The organism is Sorangium sp. So ce1335, assembly GCF_051521615.1.
GTDB lineage: Bacteria > Myxococcota_A > Polyangia > Polyangiales > Polyangiaceae > Sorangium.
The window spans coordinates 12,671,251-12,687,402 of the sequence record NZ_CP150363.1 but is presented as its reverse complement, the minus strand read 5'-3'; the positions used below and the strand labels follow the sequence as shown (position 1 = coordinate 12,687,402).

The window sequence follows — 16,152 nt, the reverse complement described above, 5'->3', positions numbered from 1 at the left end:
CCCTCCGCCCCGCTACCGGTCGATCTCGGGCGCGACGACGTCGAGGCTCGCGATGAGCGCCACGAGGTCGGCCAGGAATAGCCCGGGGCTCTTGGCCTCGATCATCCCCATCGCGGTGAAGCTCCCCGTCCGGAACCGCGCCCTGTACGGCTCCTCCGCGCCCCGCCCGATCACGTAACACCCCATGTCGCCGCGGGCGCTCTCGATCCGCGCGTACGCCTCGCCGTCGGGCCTCATCTTCTTGGGCAGCTTGCCGAGGATGTCGTCCTCCGGGTGCTCGTCGATCCTGTCGAGCGCCTGGCGGAGGATCTTCGCCGACTCGCGGCACTCCTCGACCCGGACGTAGAACCTGTCCCAGCAGTCGCCCAGGGTGCCATAGCGCCCGCGGCCCACGGGGACGTCGAACTCGATCTCCGGATAGACCGAGTAGCCGTCCTCCTTCCGGAGATCCCACCTCACGCCGGACGCGCGGAGGTTCGGGCCGACGAGCCCCCAGTCCTTCGCCTCCTCGGCCGTGATCACGGCGACGTTCGCCAGCCGCTTGATGAAGATGTCGTTCAGGCTGATGAGCCGGTCGAACTCGACCATGATCGGCTCGAAGCGGTCGAGCCACCGCTTCACCTTGTCGGCCCACCCCTTCGGCATGTCGAACGAGACGCCGCCGATGCGGTGGTAGTTGAACGTGAGCCGCGCGCCGCACAGCTCCTCGATGAAGTCGTTGATGTGCTCGCGCTCGCGCAGCGCCCACGGGAAGGGCGTGACGGCGCCGACGTCCATCGCCATCGCGCCGAGCGCGATCATGTGGCTGCCTATCCGGTTGAGCTCGCAGGAGATGACGCGCAGGTACTGCGCCCGCTTCGGCACCTCGATGCCCATCAGCTTCTCGCAGGCGCTCGCCCAGGCCTCGTTGGCGAACATCGCCGCGACGTAGTCGACGCGATCGGTGTACGGCATGAAGCCGCTGTAGGTGCAGCGCTCGCCGATCTTCTCGATGCTCCGGTGGAGGTAGCCGACGTCGGGCACCGCCTTGCGGATGATCTCGCCGTCCGTGGAGATGACGAAGCGGAGCACTCCATGGGTCGACGGGTGATGAGGCCCCATGTTGAGGGTCATCTCGTCGTCCATCTCCTGCCCGGCGCCCCCGCGGTCGACGCTGAAGATGACCTGGCTCATGACGCGTCCGCTTCCTTCTTCGGGAGCTTGATCTTGAAGAGCTCGATCGGGTTCGGCCGCTGCGTCGGGATGCCGCGGTACTCCGCCTTCTCCTGCCAGTCCTTGCGGAGCGGGTGCCCCTCCCAGTCGTCGGGCAGGAGCAGGCGCCGGAGATCCGGGTGCCCCTCGAAGCGCACCCCGAGCAGGTCGTAGCACTCGCGCTCCTGCCAGTTCGCGGCCGACCACACGTTGACGAGGGTCGGCACCGACGGGCTCTCGCGGTCGAGGAACGCCTTGAGGACGACGCGGTGCTTCTTCGCGTACGAGGAGAGGTGATAGACGACGACGATCTTCTTCAGATCGGGGTAGTCGACCCCGGTGATGCACTCCAGGGAATCGAAGGCGAGCTCCGGCGCCTCGCGCAGGTGCTGGCACACCGCCTCGATCTTGTCGGGCGCGACCTGGAGCCAGGCGTCGCGGTCCTTCGCGGACACGGGGTGGAAGTCGAACACCGCCTCTTCGCCGAGGCTCGCCTGGAGCGCCTGAAAGGTCTCTTCGGGTGTCATGAGGTGCCGGGTGGCCAGGGTGGATGAATCAGCCGCCCGTCGCGCCGCGGCGCGCGAGGGCGCGCTCGCTCTTGATCTTCTCCTGGATCTTCAGGAGCCCTTCGAGGAGCGCCTCGGGGCGCGGGGGGCAGCCAGGGACGTAGACGTCGACCGGGATGATCTGATCCACGCCCTTGCAGACCGAGTACGCGTACTGGAAGAGGCCGCCGCAGTTCGAGCAGCTCCCCATCGAGATGACGTAGCGGGGCTCCGACATCTGGTCGTAGAGGCGCTTGACCCGGGTCGCCATCTTGTACGTCAGCGTCCCGGCGATGATGAACAGGTCGCTCGACCGGGGGCTCGGCCGCGGGGCCGCGCCGAAGCGCTCGAGATCGCCGCGGGGGCCGCCGGTCTGCATCAGCTCGATGGCGCAGCAGGCCAGGCCGAAGAGCATGTACCAGACGCTGTTCGATCGCCCCCAGTTGAGCAGCCAGTTGACGGTCTGATCGACGCTCGTCGTGATGACGCCGCCGCCGTCGCTCTCGTACTTCGCTTCCCACCCGCGGGGCGGGGCCATCAGGTTCAGGCTCGATGTCATGACTCCGCACCTCCCTCGGCGACGACCGCGTGCCCCGCCGCCAGGCCCGGCGGCGCGGCGCCGCCCGCGCTCGCGACGGACGACGCGCGCGGCTGGGTTCGGCTGCTCACGTTCTGCGCCCCGCGCGGATCCCCCTTGATCGCGCGGATCCACTCGAGATCCCCCTTCACGAGGACGTAGACGAAGCCGAGCATCAGGATGGCCACGAAGAGGAATATCTCGATCAGCGCGAACAGCCCGCTGCCCTGGTCCACCCACCGCTTGAACACCGCGGCGACCGGGTAGATGAAGGCGATCTCGACGTCGAAGATGATGTAGATGAGCGCGACGATGTAAAACCGCGGGTTGAAGTTGAACCACGCGGGCCCGACGGGCGCCTCGCCGCACTCGTACGTCTCGACCTTCTCGGCGTACGGGTTGCTCGGGCGCAGCAGCTTGCCGAACAGCAGAGAGCCGAGGACGAAGCCGATCGCCACAAGGAAAAACGCGGCAACGCTGGCGTATGCCATCAACATCGAACGGAACCTCGCTCGGCTCGCCCTCCCCCGCCGCGGGCGGGAGAGCGCCAGATCCAGCGGGTTATGTAGGTGAAATGATGAACCGCGGCAAGCCGGCAAACCCTGAAGGGGAAGCGCCCTCAGCCGTCGCGCGCGCCGGCACCCGCGCCCGCGCCCGCACGTGGCTTCGCGGGCTGCGCCGCGGCGCGCCACGGTGAAGCGGCCCTCGAGGCCGCTGGTCGGGATCGACAGGACGCGCCGGGCTGGAGTATCCGTCGGTCGTGGGTCTCGTGGACGTCGCGGTGCTCGCGGCCATCGAGGGGGCGGCGCAGGCGCTGCCCATCTCGGCGACCGGCCACGGCGCGGCGGCGCGCCTCTGGCTCCGCGCGGCCGACGGCGACGCCTGGCTCTCAGCCGCGCAGGCGATCGCGGCCGCCGCGGCGCTCGCTGTCGCCGTGCGGCGGCGGCTCCGGGGCGCGCTCGGCGAGGGCGCCCGGGCGCTCGCGCGGCCGTCGCTCTTCAGGACGTCGCCGCCGGCGCGCGACGCGGCGCTGCTCGCGCTCGGCGCCGCGGCGAGCCTCCTCGCGGCGGCGGCGCTCCGACCGTACGTCGCGCTCTCCGGGCGCGCGCCCCTCGCGGTGGGGCTCGGCCTGCTCGCCACCGGCGCGGCGCTCGCGACCACCGCGGTCGCGCCGCGGCGCGCGGAACGTACGCCGACCGACGCGCCGTCCTTCGCCGGGATGCTCGCGGTCGGCGCGGCGCACGGGATCGCGGCGCTGCCGGGCGGATCGCGCGTCGGCGCGGCGCTCGTGCTCCTGCTCTGGCTCGGCGTCAGGCCGGCGCGCGCGGTCGAGCTCGCGCTCGCGCTGAGCATCCCCGTGCTCCTCGCCTCGGGGCTCGGTGAGGCGCGCGCGCTCGGCGCCCCGGCGTCGGGCGCCCTCTTGCTGGGCCTCCTCGCCGCCTTCGTCGGCGCCGCCGCGGGGGCCGCCGCGCTCCGCGCGCTCGCCGAGCGGCGGCGCACCGCCGCGCTCGCGCTGTGGGTCATCCCGCTCGGCCTCGCGATGGTCGCCTATGCGCAGGCGCTGCCCGGCGGCCCGTCCTGACGAGGCCCCCTGCCATCGCACCGCAACCGTGCCGCAATCCTCGACCGTGTAACCCTGAGCGATCGCCCATGAGCTCGACCGAGACCCCCGTCCACGTCCTCATCCTCGCCGGCGGCGCGGGCACGCGCTTCTGGCCGGCGTCGCGCGCCGCGCGCCCGAAGCAGCTCCTGCCGCTGCTCGGCGGCGAGCCGCTCATCACCGCCACGGCGCGGCGGGTGCTGCCGCTGTGCGCCCGCGGGGGGAGCGCCGGCTGGGAGCGCCTCTGGATCGCGACCGGCCAGCACCTCGTGGCGCCCACGCGCGCCGCGCTGCCGGACGTCGCCGAGCGGCGCCTGCTCGTCGAGCCGGCGCCGCGCAACACGGCGCCGTGCATCGGCTGGGCCGCGGCGACCATCGCGCGCGAGGATCCCGGGGCGATCGTGATCGTGCTCCCGAGCGACCACCACATCGCCGACGTGCCGCGGTTCCTCGAGGTGCTGGAGGCCGCCGTCGCCTCGGCCCGGGGAGGCGCGATCACGACGATCGGCATCCGCCCGACGCACCCGGAGACGGGCTTCGGCTACATCGAGGCGGAGGACGCGGGCGCGGGGAGCGCGGCGCCCCGCGCGGTGCTGCGCTTCGTCGAGAAGCCGAGCCGGGAGCGCGCCGCGGAGTTCGTCGCGAGCGGCCGGTTCCTCTGGAACGCGGGGATGTTCATCTTCCGCGCGGGCGACATGCGGGCGGCGATCCGCGCCCACCTGCCCGCGCTCGCCGAGGGGCTCGACGAGCTCGATCGCGCGGCCGCGCTGGGCGCCGCCGCCGAGGCGGCGGCGATCGAGCGGGTGTTCCCGCGCCTGCCCGCGGTCAGCATCGACCACGGCGTGATGGAGCACGTCGGCGGGCTCGCGGTGGTGCCCGGCGATTTCGGCTGGAGCGATCTCGGGAGCTGGCAGAGCGCCTGGGAGCTCTCCGAGAAGGACGAGCGCGGGAACAGCGCGCCAGCGGGCTCGGTCCTCGTCGACGCGCGCGGCAACCACCTCGTCGATCTGCGCGCGCGCGAAGGCGGCGCGGACGACGGCCGGGTGATCGCGCTCGTCGGCGTGGAGGGCCTCGTGGTGGTAGAGACCGACGACGCGCTGCTCATCGTGCCGCGCGACCGCGCGCAGGACGTGAAGCACGTGGTCGACGCCCTGAAGGCGCGGGGGCAGGGCCGGCACACCTGACCGCGGGCGCCTACGCGCGCGTCGCGCCCCGCCGCGCCACCGCCCGCGCGTAGAGCTCCCGCCGGGGCAGCCCGAGCTCGACCGACAGCTCCTCCGCGATGTGCTTCGCCCGGCGCCCCTGGGCGAGCTCGCGATCGATCCGCGCGTCGATCTCCTCGTCGTCCGGCCGCGCGCCCGCGGCGGCGGGATCGGCGGGCGCGAGCACGAGCGTGATCTCGCCGAGCCACTCCCGCTCGAGCGCCGCGAGCTCCTCGACGGTGCCGCCCAGGATCTCCTCGTGCACCTTCGTCAGCTCGCGCGCGACGACCGCGCGGCGGCCGCGCATGCGCTCGGCCAGGTCCGCGAGCGTCTCGCGGAAGCGCCGCGGCGACTCGAACAGCACGACCGCCTCGGGCGTCGACGTGACGAGCGCGAGCGCCTCGCGCCGCTCGCGCCCGCCGCGCGGCAAGAACCCCACGAAGCGGAAGCCGCCCGTCACGAGCCCCGACGCGCTCACCGCCGCCATCACGGCGCTCGGCCCGGGGATCGCCACGACGCGCGCCCCGGCCTGCGTCGCCGCGCGCACGAGCGCCGTCCCCGGATCGCTCACGACCGGCGTGCCGGCGTCGGTCATGAAGGCGATCGACTCGCCCGCCGCGAGCCGCGCGGCGGCGCGCGCCGCGTCCGCCTCCGAGGCGTGCGCGTCGAACCGGTCGACCGGCTTGCCCGCGACGCCGAGGTGGCCGAGGAGCGCGCGGGCGCGCCGCGTGTCCTCCGCGAGGATCCGGTCCGCCGCCCGCAGCGTCTCGACCGCGCGCAGCGTGATGTCGCCGAGGTTGCCGATCGGCGTCGCGACCACGTAGAGGCACCCGCGATCGCCCGCCCCGCCCTGCTCGCCGCCGCTCGACAAGGCCTAGTCCGCCTCGACGGCGTCCCCGAGCTCCTCCTGCAGGTACGTCCGCAGCTTGGACTGGAGCCGCGCCTCGAGCTGGCGCACGCGCTCGCGCGAGATGCCGAACTCGTTGCCGAGCTCCTGGAGCGTGAGCGGGTCCTCCGCCGCCATGCGCTTGTCGAAGATGATGACGTCCTTGCCCTTCAGCGTCTCGCGGAACTTCGAGAGCCGATCGTGGACGAGCATGCCCATCTCGCTCGCCTCGAACGCGCTGTCCGGGCTCGCCCCCGATGAGACGAGCATCTCGACGCGCGGGATCGAGCGGCCCTCGAGGTCGCCGACCGGGGCGTCGAGCGACGCCTCGCCGCTCGAGAGGCGGCGGTCCATGTCGACGACCTCCTTCTCCTCGACCGACAGGCGCTTCGCGATCTCCGCCGCCGTGGGCTCGATGCCCATCGCCGAGAGCTTCGCCTTCTCCTTGTTGAGGTTGAAGAAGAGCTTCCGCTGCGCCTGCGTCGTGCCGAGCTTCACGAGGCGCCAGTTGTTGAGGATGAAGCGGAGGATGTACGCGCGGATCCACCAGGCCGCGTAGGAGGAGAGCTTCACGCCGCGGTACGGGTCGTAGCGCTTCACGGCCTGCATCAGGCCGATGTTCCCCTCCTGGATGAGGTCCATGATGTTCTTGTAGGCGCGGCGGTACTCGTACGCGAGCTTGACGACGAGCCGCAGGTTCGCCGTCACGAGCCGCGCGGCGGTCGCGACGTCCTGCGTCTTCGCGTACTTGATCGTCAGCTCCTTCTCCTCCTCCGGCGTGAGCAGCCGGTGGCGCTGCACCTCGCGCAGGTAGGCCTGGAGCGGGTCCGTGCGGGAGAGCGCCGCGTCGCCGCTGCCGCGGCCCTCGCTGGCGCCGAGCCGCGACGAGCGCGGGATCTCGATGTCGTTCAGGTCGAGGTTCGCGTCGTCGATGACCTCGCCGACGACCTCCACCACGTCGCCCTCGTCGACGTCGGCCGCCTTTTCGGCGCCGCTCTCGGGCGCGGCGTCCGCGTCGTCCTCGTCGTCGCGCGGCCCGTCGTCGTCGCCGGCCGCGGGCTGCGGCTCGGCGCGCGCGCGCCCCGCGGCCTTGCCCGCGGCCTTCGCGGCGGGGCGCTCGCGGCGCTTCAAGGCAGGCCGGGGGGGCGCGCCGTCCGCCTCACCCGCGTCGGGCCGGAGCTCCGCCGCGGCGTCCTCCGACCCGGATCGAGGGCCCGCCGTCGCCGTTCCCTCGGGCTCGGGCGCACCGGCCCCCTTCGTTCGCTTCGCTCGCGGCTCGCTCTTGCTCTTCGCCACCCGGACCTCGTCTCGGAGTTCTAGTACAGGCCCGCCGCGTCGCGCCACTGGCGCCGGCGCGCAGGCGACGCCGCCGACGCCGGCGACCCAGACGCCACGCGCCGCGCACGCCGCGGGAAGGCGGCGGGAGGCCGCGGGGTCGGCCGGTCAGGAAGGGAGCGCGCGAGATCGGAGAACGTGCTACACGGCAGCCGTCACGTGGACTCGCACCGACCTCCGCGCCCGCGCTCGCTGCGCCCCTGGTACCTGGTGGCCACCATGCTGCTCACCTGGATCATCGGCGTGCGCGGGTTCATGGCCGGGTGCGGGACGGCCTCGTACCTGCGCGGCGGCATGGCCCCCGACGTCATGGTGGTGGCCGAGCAGGCGCGCGACCAGGGGGATCCGTTCCAGTTCACGTTCCTCGTGCTCGAGGCCGCCCAGGCGCGCGCCATGAGCCTGCACCAGGACGTCTCCTTCCCGCTCAGCGTGGGGAAGGTGATCCTCGGCGGGCTGCTCGTCATCGCGAGCGGGCTGGCGCTCGGCGGCCGGCCGGGCACCCGCGGCTTCGTGATCCAGGTCCTGGCCGCCAACCTCGGCTTCGCGGCCGTCGAGTACGCGCTCACCCGGGACATCCGCGGCGCCTGGATCGACCTGGTGGCGCAGGCGGGGGCGCTCCTGCCGCCGGAGGTCCCCGAGCGCGAGAGCCTGACGAACCCGAGCCTCTGGTGGACCGCCGAGCGGGTGCGCTTCGTCCTCTTCGAGGTGGCCATCCTCGGCTCCGCCGCGCTGGCGCTGACGCGGGAGCGCACGAAGCTCTACTTCCAGGCGGTCGCCCGGACGACGGTCGACCCCGGCGACGAGCCATGAGCGCCGCGGAGGAGGCCGCCGGCGCGGATCCTCGATCGAAGCCTGCCCAGCCCGACGCGCGGAGGGTCGCCGTCCTCCCGGACGACCTCGCCAACCAGATCGCGGCGGGCGAGGTCGTCGAGCGGCCGGCGAGCGTGGTGAAGGAGCTCGTCGAGAACGCGCTCGACGCGGGCGCGCGCCGCATCCGGGTCGACATCGAGGGGGGCGGCGTCGGCCTCGTGCGCATCGCGGACGACGGGCGCGGGATGAGCCGCGAGGACGCGTCGCTCGCGGTGCTGCGCCACGCGACGAGCAAGATCGCCCGGCTCGACGACCTCCGGTGCATCCAGAGCTTCGGGTTCCGCGGCGAGGCGCTCCCCAGCATCGCCTCGGTCAGCCGCTTCTCGCTGCGGACGCGGCGCGACGGCGAGCCCGAGGGGACGGAGATCCGCATCGAGGGCGGCGGCCCGGCGCAGGCGATGCCCTGCGGGTGCGCCGCGGGCACCGTGGTCGAGGTGCGCGACCTCTTCTACAACGTCCCCGCGCGGCGAAAGTTCCTGCGCGCGGTCGGGACCGAGTCGGCGCACGTGACCGAGGTCGCGCAGGCGATCGCGCTCGGCGAGCCGGGCGTGACGCTCGTCCTGTCGCGCGACGGCCGCGTGGCGCGGGAGTGGCTGCGCGCCTCGAGCCGCGCGGAGCGGGCGCGCTCGATGCTCGCGGGCGAGGAGCTCGCGACGTGCGCGGGGCAGCGGGGGCCGCTCACGGTCGAGGCGTTCGTGTCGCGGCCGGAGCGCGCCCGCTCGGGCGCCGGCTGGCTGTGGATGTTCGTGAACGGCAGGCACGTGCGCGACCGCTCGCTGGCGCGCTCGATCGCGCTCGCTTACGGCAGCGTCCTCGAGCCGGGCCGGTACCCGATCGGCGCGGTGTTCATCGACCTGCCCGCCGAGCTCGTGGACGTGAACGTCCACCCCCAGAAGGCCGAGGTCCGCTTCGCGGACGGCCGCGCGGTCGCGGACGCGATCTACAAGATCGTCGCCGCGCAGGTGGCCGCGGCGTTCGGCCTCCCCGCGCCCGCCCCCGGCGGCTTCCAGGGCCGCAAGGGCAAGCTGTTCGAGGAAGCGGCGCCGCCGCCCGGCGACGCCTGGGTCTGGTCGAGCGGCTCCGCCGCCGGGCCGATCGCGGCGGGCGCGTCGAGCGGCCCCGCCGCCGGGTCGACCGCTGCGGGCGCATCGGGCGAGCGGCAGGAGCCGCCGGCCGATCCGTGGGGCCTCGGCGGCGATCTCGGCGGGTTCCCGCGGCCTCCGGCAGCACGGCCTCCGGCCGCGACGGCGCCCGGTCCGGGGGCGCCGCTGTTCGCGGACGCGTGGGCCGACGTCGAGCCGCCGGGAGCGCCCGGCGCGCCGGGCGAGCCGGGAGCGCCCGGCGCGCCGGGCGAGCCGGGCGCGCCGGCGGTCGTGCCGGGGGCGCCGCCCCTCCCCTACCCCGCGGGCGCCCCGACCGGCGGCGGGCCCGTGCTCGCCGCGGCCGAGCGGACGCTCGCGTGGCGGTCGCTGCGCTTCCTCGCCCAGGTGCGCAACACCTTCTTCGTGTGCGAGGGGCCGGACGGGATCTACTTCCTCGACCAGCACGCGGCGGCGGAGCGCGTGACGTTCCACCGGCTGCGCGCGTCGTACGACGGCCGCGACGTCGCCACGCAGAAGCTGCTCTTCCCGGTGATCGTCCCGGCGGCGCCCGCGGAGGTGTCGCTCGTCGAGGAGGCGCAGGAGGCGATCGCGCGGCTCGGGCTCGACGTCCGCCCGGCGGGCGCGGCGCAGCTCGCGGTGCACGCCGTGCCGACGCTGCTCCGCCGCGCGGCGCCCGAGCGCCTCGTGCGCGATCTCGTCGACGAGCTGAGCCACGCGGGCGAGCGCGCCTTCTCGGGCGCGGTGGACCTCGCGCTGGCGACCATGGCCTGCCACGGCTCGCTGCGCGCGGGCGACCCGGTGGCGCCGGAGGAGGCGCGCGCGCTGCTCACGGCGCTCGACGAGGTCGACTTCGCCGGCCACTGCCCGCACGGCCGGCCCATCGTGATGCGCGTCGGCTGGCCGGAGCTCGAGCACCGCGTGGGGAGGCGGTGACCGCGGCAGCCCGCGAGGCCGCTCCGGAGGCGAGCGAGGCCGCCGCGCCGCCTTCGTGGGAGACGATCGCCCCGCCGTCGCCCGGCGAGCTGCTCGTCGTCGTCGGCCCGACGGCGAGCGGCAAGACCGAGCTCGCCATCCGGCTCGCCGAGCGCCTCGGCGGCGAGGTGGTGAGCGCCGACAGCGTGCAGATCTACCGCGAGTTCGACCTCGGCTCGGGGAAGCCGACGCCCGCCGAGCGGGCGCGCGCGCCGCACCACCTCGTCGACGCGGCCGACCCGCTGCAGGCCATCGACGCCCGGCGCTACGCGGAGCTGGCGGAGGCGGCCATCGCCGACATCCGCGGCCGCGGCCGCGTGCCCATCGTCTGCGGCGGCACGTTCCTCTGGGTGAAGGCGCTGCTCTTCGGCCTTTCGCCCGCGCCGCCCGCGGACGCGGAGGTGCGCGCGCGCCACCGCGCGATCGCGGACGCCGAGGGGCGCGCCGCGCTCCACGCGCGCCTCGCCGAGGTGGATCCGGAGAGCGCGGCCCGGCTCGCGCCGAACGATCTCGTGCGCGTGAGCCGGGCGCTGGAGATCTACGAGCGCTCGGGCCGGACGCAGACCGCGTGGCACGCCGAGCATGGCTTCCGGGACCGCCGGCACGCCGCGCGCCTGCTCGCGGTGCACCGAGACCGCGACGAGCTCGACCGCCGCATCGAGACCCGGGTCGCCCAGTGGCTGGAGCAGGGCTGGGTGGACGAGGTCCGCGCGCTGCTGGACCGCGGCTACGGCGACGCGCGGGCGATGGGCTCCGTCGGCTACAAGCAGGTGCGCGAGCACCTGGAGGGGCGCCTGCCGGCCGAGGAGCTCGCCCCGGCCATCGTGCGCGCCACGCGCACCTTCGTGCGGCGGCAGCGGACCTGGCTGAGGGATCAGCCGGTCGCGCCCGTCGCGCTCACCTAGCTAGTAGGCGAACGCCTGGTACACCTCGGTCTCCTCCGGCCCGTCGAGCGAATCGACGATGGGGTTGAAGCGGAGCATCCGCTTCGCGCGCTCCGAGAGCTGGGGGAGGCACTCGCGGGGCACCCGGATCGAGACCTCCGGGCGGAAGAGCCAGCGCCGGCTGTACCCGATCACCACCATGGGCCGGGGCTCGCGCGTGCGGTTCGGGGTGCCGCGGTGCAGGCCGCGAACGTCGCGGACCATGACGTCGCCGAGCTCCATGGGGATCGGCTCCAGCGCGACCTCGCCCATCTCGAGGCGCCGCATGCCTTCCGCCTTGGAGAGCATGTGCGTGCCGCGGGCGACCTCGATGGGGCCGTTCTCGACGGTGACGTCGACGAGGGGGAAGTTGACCGCGAGCTGGAACGCGGGCGTCTCTCTCCCGGTCTCGGGGAAGAGCGGCGGCGTGTCGCGGTGGACGTCCTGATAATCCGACCCGAGGAGCGGCGTGTCGGTGGCGAGCTGGACCATGGTCATGTCGGCCCCGACGAGGCGCTCGACCACGCCGAGGATCGTCTCATCCTCGTAGATGCGCGGCTCCGCGAAGGGGGCCTTGAACGGGAGCGTCACATAATAACGACCTGGCCCCCGGTTCTTCAGGTGCCCCTCGCGCGCGATGTGCGCCTCGAGGAGGGGGGTAAAGGCCTCACGCCAGGACAGCAGCAGGCTCTTCGGGATGAGGTTCTTTATCAGACAGAACCCATCGCGCTGCGCTGCGTGGGCAAGCTCATCCATCTGGGCGCTCGAGTGGCGGGCGTGGCTCATAGGTCGGCGCCAAGCTTGATGGCCGTCCGCTGGAGTCGTCAAGCTCAGCGCTCGCCCGCTCTCGATTCACCATGACGACTCCACGATTGGAATCGTTGCCTTCGGAAGAGAAAGCGCCGATCCAGCTGCTTGGCCCACGCGTCGCCGGAGATGAACAAGCGGGCTCAGGCGATCACCGGCGTCGCTGGGCTCCGCGACCTCAGCGCGCTCTCCACCTGACCTCGCCGTCGCAGCGCGGGCAGCCCGCGCTGCGCGGCCGCACCTCCTGCGTGAACGCGACGCGCCCGCAGCCGGCGCACACGGTCATGTGGCTCCGGTAGAGATCCGCGTCCGAGAGGATCTCCGCGGCGAAGAGGCTGAGCACGATATCGCTCAGGAGATCGCCCTCGCGCGGCGCCGGCAGCCACCCCGAGCGGCCGTCCACGACGGTCCACCGGACGCGCGCGCTGTACAGGGCAGCGCGGAGAAAGCCGCCGTCCGGGTTCGGCGCCACGAAATCCAGCAGCGCCAGCGCCACGCGCTCTCGCGCCCGGGCGGTCAGCGCGGCGACCTCGCGGTGCCGCTCGTCGAGCCCGCAGAGCTCCAGGGTCTCCGCGCCCGGCTCCCGCAGCGCCCGCGGGGCCCTCATCCAGCCGGGGGCGACGACGTGCTCGAGGAGCCACGCCGCGAGCTCGTGGGGCTCCCACGGGCGGGTCGTGACCTGCATGAACTGGAGCGCGCCGGCCAGGCAGGGGCTCGCGAGCATGCGCGCGCGCAGCGCGAGGAACGAGCTGGCCCGTCCGGCATCGGCTCGAGAGCTCTGGACGGAGCGGTTCGCAGGCGCGAGGCTGGCCATCGCGATCTTCAAGGAATTGATCATGAGTTCCATGAGGGGGTTTTCCGTCCCGCCGTGGCCGCGACGAGCGGCCGGTCGCCGGCGATGTGCGGAGCGGTAAGCGCCCGGCGTGCCAGCCAGGAAATCAGGCAGAATCCCGCCACATCGTGCGAACGCGCGCCGGATCCGCGCGGGCGGCGCGACACCGCGGAACTTGCTGAGGTCTGGAGGCCGCTGCCCGGCGTGCGCGGCTGCTGCGTCAAGACCTCGGACCGCCGGAGCGCCCTCGGCGCCGGCGCTCGCCGGGCGCCTCATGCTCACGGCGGGTCCGCGAGGGGGTCGTTCTTGCGCACTCGCGCGCCGCGGGCGGACGCGCGTCTGCCCGCGACGAACGCGATCTCCGGTGTGCGCCGAGCACGACGCGGACCGGCGCGGCGGCGGCGCACGAGGCCCGCCGGGATCCGCGCCGCCGGCGAGGCGGCTGGGCGGCCGGCGCGGAGCTCGCGAAGCTGTGGAGGGGACGCAGGAGAGGGCGAGCTCGATCAGCTCGCCGCGAGGCCCGGGAGCGGCGACTTGGACGGCAGCTTCGGATCGCCGAAGCCGGTGAAGTCGGTGACGCCCATCGCGTCGCAGAGGCTGAGCAGCACGCGCTCGTGGCGCTCGGGGCTGCGCACGTAACGCCCGCCGGGGCTCGTCTTCAGATAACCGCCCTCGCCGCTCGCCAGGACAAACTTCATCTCGTTCATGTTGTGGTTCGGCGCGTCGCCCATGTCGCGGCACCACGCGATGAGCGTGTTGTCGAAGAGCGTCCCCGAGCCGTCGGCCTCGGGGATCGCCTTCAGCTTCGCGATGAGATCGACGAACCGCTGCGCCAGCCACTTCTCCAGCTTGATCAGGTCGAGGTGCGCCGGAGCGCCGGTGTGGATCATCGATCCGTGCTCCTCGCCCCGCAGCCCGATCTCCGGGAGATCGACGTTCATGGCCTGCTCCGAGCCCCACTGGATCGCGGCGACCCGCGTGATGTCGCACGCGAACGCGCCGACGATGAGATCCATGTGCACGAGGTTGGCCTGGAGCGGGTTCGTCGGCTCGGCGCCGGCCGCCGTCGGCGGCTTGCAGCCGCCGCCTTCGCCGGACGACGCGTTGGACAGCCGCGTCTCGACCTGCCGGATCGACTCGAGGTGCAGATCCAGCTTGTACTTCTGCTCGGCGCCGAGGTCCCCCTGGAGCGTCTTGATCTCGTTCTTCAGGTGGTCGAGGACGCTCTTGCGGCGCCGCAGCAGGTCGTCCGAGGAGGTGTTCGTCGGGACCGCCGAGCCGAACAGGGTGGAGTACGCGGACGCCGGAGAAGCGATGGTCGGCAGGTTGTCCGTGCGGTAGTACGGCGACCTCCCGCCGCTCGCCGTGCTCTCCGCGCCGAGCAGGAGCGAGGGGATCTGCGTCTTCACGCCCGCCGCGCTCAGCTTGTCCGCGATGAACTGATCGACGGAGATCAGCCCGGCCGACCCGCCGCCGAAGCCGAGCCCGGTCAGGCCGTCGGGCGCGCCGTGGTTGTTGCCGGGGTTCCCGCTGGGAAGGCCGTCCACGAGCACGACGTGCTGCTTCACGTCCGCGAGCGGCGACGTGGACTCGCTGAACGTGGGGGTCTCGCCGGAGACGCTCGTCGGCTTCCAGATCTGGGTGGCCGTCCCCATCGTGCAGAACAGGAGCAGCCGCTTGGGCTTCCGCCCCGGCGCCGCCTCGGCGATCGAATCGGCGAAGGGCGCGAACAGGAAGCCTGCGCCCACGCTGGCCGTGAGGCCCTTCAGAAACTCTCTGCGACGATGGCTGCGCATGGGCGACCCTTTCACTCGCGTGCGCCCGCGGAGATCGCCCGCGACAGGCGCACGGGGCCGCGCCTGCCGCGGCGGGGAGCTGAAATCGCCGCGGCAGGCGCGTGGGGGCGCGCCTGCCGCGGCGGGTGATGCGCGCGATGCGCGCGGCTCAGGTCGCGGCCAGGCCGGGGAGCGGCGACTTGGCGCCGAGGCCCGGATCGCCGAAGCCGGCGTAGTCCGTGACGCCCATCGCGTCGCACAGGCTGAGCAGCACGCGCTCGTGCCGCTCCTTGCTCGTGATGAACCGGCCGCCCGGGGCCGTCTTCAGGTAACCGCCCGTGCCGCTCGCCAGGACGAACTTCATCTCGTTCTGGGTATGGGCCGGCGCGTCGCCCATGTCGCGGCACCAGGCGACGAGCGTGTTGTCGAGGAGCGAGCCGGAGCCGTCGGCCTCGGGGAGCTCCTTCAGCTTCTTGATGACGCCGACGAACTGCTCGTGGAGCCACTTCTCGAGCTTGATCAGCTTCGCGTTCCCCGGGTCGTAGCCGTGGATCAGGCCGTTGTGCTCCTCGTCGGCCAGGCCGATCTCCGGCAGGTTCACGTTCATCGCCTGATCCGAGCCCCACTGGATCGCGGCGACCCGCGTGATGTCGCACGCGAACGCGCCGACGATGATGTCCAGGTGGAGCTGGTTGGCCTTCATGGCGTTCGACAGGTCGCCGGAGGGCGACGCCGGCGCCTTGCAGGCGCCGCCGGTGCCTCCTCCGCCGTTCATCGAGCCCGACAGCCGCGACTCGATCTGCCGGATCGACTCGAGGTGCAGATCCAGCTTGTACTTCTGCTCCGAGCCCAGGTTCCCCTTGAGCGCCGTGATCTCGCGCGTGAGGTTGTCGAGGATGCTCTTGCGGCGGCGGAGCTGGTCCTCGGCGGACGAGTCCGGGTTGGTGCCCGGGTTGCTCGGCGCCACGCCCGTGAACACCGTCGAGAAGGCCGACATGGGGGAGCCGATGGGCACCAGGTTGGTCCCCTTGTAGAACCCGGTCTTGCCGCCCCCGGTGTCCGCGCCGAGCAGGAGCGACGGGATGGGCGTCGACAGCGTCCCGGCCGCCTTCAGCTTCTCCACGATGAACTGATCGACGGAGATCAGCCCGTAGGGGCCCTGGCTCGAGTAGCCCATCCCGGTGAGGCCGTCGGCCGATCCGTGGTTGTTGCCGGGGCTCGCGCTGGGGAGGCCGTCCAGCATCACGATGTGCTCCTTCACCTCCGCGAGCGGCGAGGTCGCCTCGCTGAACGTGGGGGTCTCACCGGAGACGCTCGTGGGCTTCCAGATCGCGGGCGCCGTGCCCATGGTGAAGAACACCAGGAGCCGCTTCGGCTTCCGCCCGGGGGCGGCGTTGGCGATCGAATCATAGAAGGGGGAGAACAAAAGGCTCGCCCCGAGGCTGGCACCGACACCCTTGAGAAAGTTCCTACGACTGTGGCTGCGCATGACCGATCCTTTCACTCGCTACCGATCTTCCAATGGGTTGCAGCC

General features: G+C 73.1%; 15 protein-coding genes. 5 read left to right on the top strand and 10 right to left on the bottom strand.

Annotation, left to right across the window (positions count from 1 at the left end):
• Positions 1 to 12: 12 nt before the first annotated feature.
• From WMF24_RS47360 to WMF24_RS47345, 4 genes are read right to left on the bottom strand one after another with little or no spacing between them, the layout of a single operon-like run.
• Positions 13 to 1,173 carry an NADH-quinone oxidoreductase subunit D gene (locus WMF24_RS47360; RefSeq protein WP_437734087.1) on the bottom strand — a complete coding sequence of 387 codons (1,161 nt, stop codon included), beginning with the start codon at positions 1,171 to 1,173 and terminating at the stop codon, positions 13 to 15.
• Positions 1,170 to 1,718 (bottom strand): NADH-quinone oxidoreductase subunit C, encoded by a 549-nt coding sequence (locus WMF24_RS47355; RefSeq protein WP_437734086.1) that lies wholly within the window; start codon positions 1,716 to 1,718, stop codon positions 1,170 to 1,172. Before WMF24_RS47355 ends, WMF24_RS47360 begins: the two co-directional genes overlap by 4 nt.
• A gap of 28 nt (positions 1,719 to 1,746) precedes the next feature.
• Positions 1,747 to 2,295 (bottom strand): NADH-quinone oxidoreductase subunit NuoB, encoded by a 549-nt coding sequence (gene nuoB / locus WMF24_RS47350; protein ID WP_437734085.1) that lies wholly within the window; start codon positions 2,293 to 2,295, stop codon positions 1,747 to 1,749.
• Positions 2,292 to 2,810: an NADH-quinone oxidoreductase subunit A gene (locus WMF24_RS47345; protein WP_437734084.1), complete on the bottom strand. Its 519-nt coding sequence runs from the start codon at positions 2,808 to 2,810 to the stop codon at positions 2,292 to 2,294. The genes nuoB and WMF24_RS47345 overlap by 4 nt, the downstream gene beginning before the upstream one ends.
• A gap of 263 nt (positions 2,811 to 3,073) precedes the next feature.
• Between WMF24_RS47345 and WMF24_RS47340 the strand changes: the two genes are divergently transcribed.
• Both WMF24_RS47340 and WMF24_RS47335 read left to right on the top strand, forming a co-directional pair.
• A complete protein-coding gene (locus WMF24_RS47340; RefSeq protein WP_437734083.1) occupies positions 3,074 to 3,895 on the top strand; it encodes an undecaprenyl-diphosphate phosphatase in 822 nt (273 codons plus the stop codon).
• Between the two features lie 68 nt (positions 3,896 to 3,963).
• Entirely contained in the window at positions 3,964 to 5,097 is a 1,134-nt protein-coding gene (locus WMF24_RS47335) for a mannose-1-phosphate guanylyltransferase (protein WP_437734082.1), read from the top strand.
• A gap of 10 nt (positions 5,098 to 5,107) precedes the next feature.
• Here the strand turns inward: WMF24_RS47335 and rsmI are convergent, their stop codons facing one another.
• Together rsmI and WMF24_RS47325 are read right to left on the bottom strand one after the other, a co-directional pair.
• Positions 5,108 to 5,986 carry a 16S rRNA (cytidine(1402)-2'-O)-methyltransferase gene (gene rsmI, locus WMF24_RS47330; protein ID WP_437734081.1) on the bottom strand — a complete coding sequence of 293 codons (879 nt, stop codon included), beginning with the start codon at positions 5,984 to 5,986 and terminating at the stop codon, positions 5,108 to 5,110.
• 3 nt (positions 5,987 to 5,989) lie between these two features.
• On the bottom strand, positions 5,990 to 7,297 hold the full coding sequence (locus WMF24_RS47325) for an RNA polymerase factor sigma-32 (protein WP_437734080.1): 1,308 nt from the start codon (positions 7,295 to 7,297) through the stop codon (positions 5,990 to 5,992).
• 258 nt (positions 7,298 to 7,555) lie between these two features.
• Between WMF24_RS47325 and WMF24_RS47320 the strand changes: the two genes are divergently transcribed.
• The 3 genes from WMF24_RS47320 (at position 7,556) to miaA (ending at position 11,186) form a co-directional block, all read left to right on the top strand.
• Positions 7,556 to 8,146 carry a hypothetical protein gene (locus WMF24_RS47320; RefSeq protein WP_437734079.1) on the top strand — a complete coding sequence of 197 codons (591 nt, stop codon included), beginning with the start codon at positions 7,556 to 7,558 and terminating at the stop codon, positions 8,144 to 8,146.
• A complete protein-coding gene (gene mutL / locus WMF24_RS47315) occupies positions 8,143 to 10,242 on the top strand; it encodes a DNA mismatch repair endonuclease MutL (RefSeq protein ID WP_437734078.1) in 2,100 nt (699 codons plus the stop codon). The genes WMF24_RS47320 and mutL overlap by 4 nt, the downstream gene beginning before the upstream one ends.
• A 65-nt stretch (positions 10,243 to 10,307) precedes the next feature.
• Positions 10,308 to 11,186, top strand: a complete 879-nt coding sequence (gene miaA, locus WMF24_RS47310; RefSeq protein ID WP_437738944.1) for a tRNA (adenosine(37)-N6)-dimethylallyltransferase MiaA — start codon at positions 10,308 to 10,310, stop codon at positions 11,184 to 11,186.
• Here miaA and WMF24_RS47305 read toward each other — a convergent pair whose 3' ends face one another.
• The 4 genes from WMF24_RS47305 to WMF24_RS47290 all read right to left on the bottom strand — a co-directional run bounded on the left by WMF24_RS47305 (position 11,187) and on the right by WMF24_RS47290 (position 16,107).
• Positions 11,187 to 11,960 (bottom strand): phytanoyl-CoA dioxygenase family protein, encoded by a 774-nt coding sequence (locus WMF24_RS47305; protein WP_437734077.1) that lies wholly within the window; start codon positions 11,958 to 11,960, stop codon positions 11,187 to 11,189.
• A 229-nt stretch (positions 11,961 to 12,189) separates the two neighbouring features.
• Positions 12,190 to 12,849, bottom strand: coding sequence for a hypothetical protein (locus WMF24_RS47300; RefSeq protein WP_437734076.1), 660 nt, complete (start codon positions 12,847 to 12,849; stop codon positions 12,190 to 12,192).
• Positions 12,850 to 13,346: 497 nt separating this feature from the next.
• Positions 13,347 to 14,639 (bottom strand): DUF1552 domain-containing protein, encoded by a 1,293-nt coding sequence (locus WMF24_RS47295; RefSeq protein ID WP_437734075.1) that lies wholly within the window; start codon positions 14,637 to 14,639, stop codon positions 13,347 to 13,349.
• 148 nt (positions 14,640 to 14,787) lie between these two features.
• Positions 14,788 to 16,107, bottom strand: coding sequence for a DUF1552 domain-containing protein (locus WMF24_RS47290; protein ID WP_437734074.1), 1,320 nt, complete (start codon positions 16,105 to 16,107; stop codon positions 14,788 to 14,790).
• Between the last annotated feature and the right edge of the window lie 45 nt (positions 16,108 to 16,152).

What these genes read in the sequence shown, in the direction of transcription:
- WMF24_RS47360 (WP_437734087.1), bottom strand. Translation starts at nt 1,173, where the DNA reads ATGAGCCAGGTCATCTTCAGCGTCGACCGCGGGGGCGCCGGGCAGGAG.
- WMF24_RS47355 (WP_437734086.1), bottom strand. Translation starts at nt 1,718, where the DNA reads ATGACACCCGAAGAGACCTTTCAGGCGCTCCAGGCGAGCCTCGGCGAA.
- nuoB (WP_437734085.1), bottom strand. Translation starts at nt 2,295, where the DNA reads ATGACATCGAGCCTGAACCTGATGGCCCCGCCCCGCGGGTGGGAAGCG.
- WMF24_RS47345 (WP_437734084.1), bottom strand. Translation starts at nt 2,810, where the DNA reads ATGTTGATGGCATACGCCAGCGTTGCCGCGTTTTTCCTTGTGGCGATC.
- WMF24_RS47335 (WP_437734082.1), top strand. Translation starts at nt 3,964, where the DNA reads ATGAGCTCGACCGAGACCCCCGTCCACGTCCTCATCCTCGCCGGCGGC.
- WMF24_RS47320 (WP_437734079.1), top strand. Translation starts at nt 7,556, where the DNA reads ATGCTGCTCACCTGGATCATCGGCGTGCGCGGGTTCATGGCCGGGTGC.
- mutL (WP_437734078.1), top strand. Translation starts at nt 8,143, where the DNA reads ATGAGCGCCGCGGAGGAGGCCGCCGGCGCGGATCCTCGATCGAAGCCT.
- WMF24_RS47305 (WP_437734077.1), bottom strand. Translation starts at nt 11,960, where the DNA reads ATGGATGAGCTTGCCCACGCAGCGCAGCGCGATGGGTTCTGTCTGATA.
- WMF24_RS47300 (WP_437734076.1), bottom strand. Translation starts at nt 12,849, where the DNA reads ATGATCAATTCCTTGAAGATCGCGATGGCCAGCCTCGCGCCTGCGAAC.
- WMF24_RS47295 (WP_437734075.1), bottom strand. Translation starts at nt 14,639, where the DNA reads ATGCGCAGCCATCGTCGCAGAGAGTTTCTGAAGGGCCTCACGGCCAGC.
- WMF24_RS47290 (WP_437734074.1), bottom strand. Translation starts at nt 16,107, where the DNA reads ATGCGCAGCCACAGTCGTAGGAACTTTCTCAAGGGTGTCGGTGCCAGC.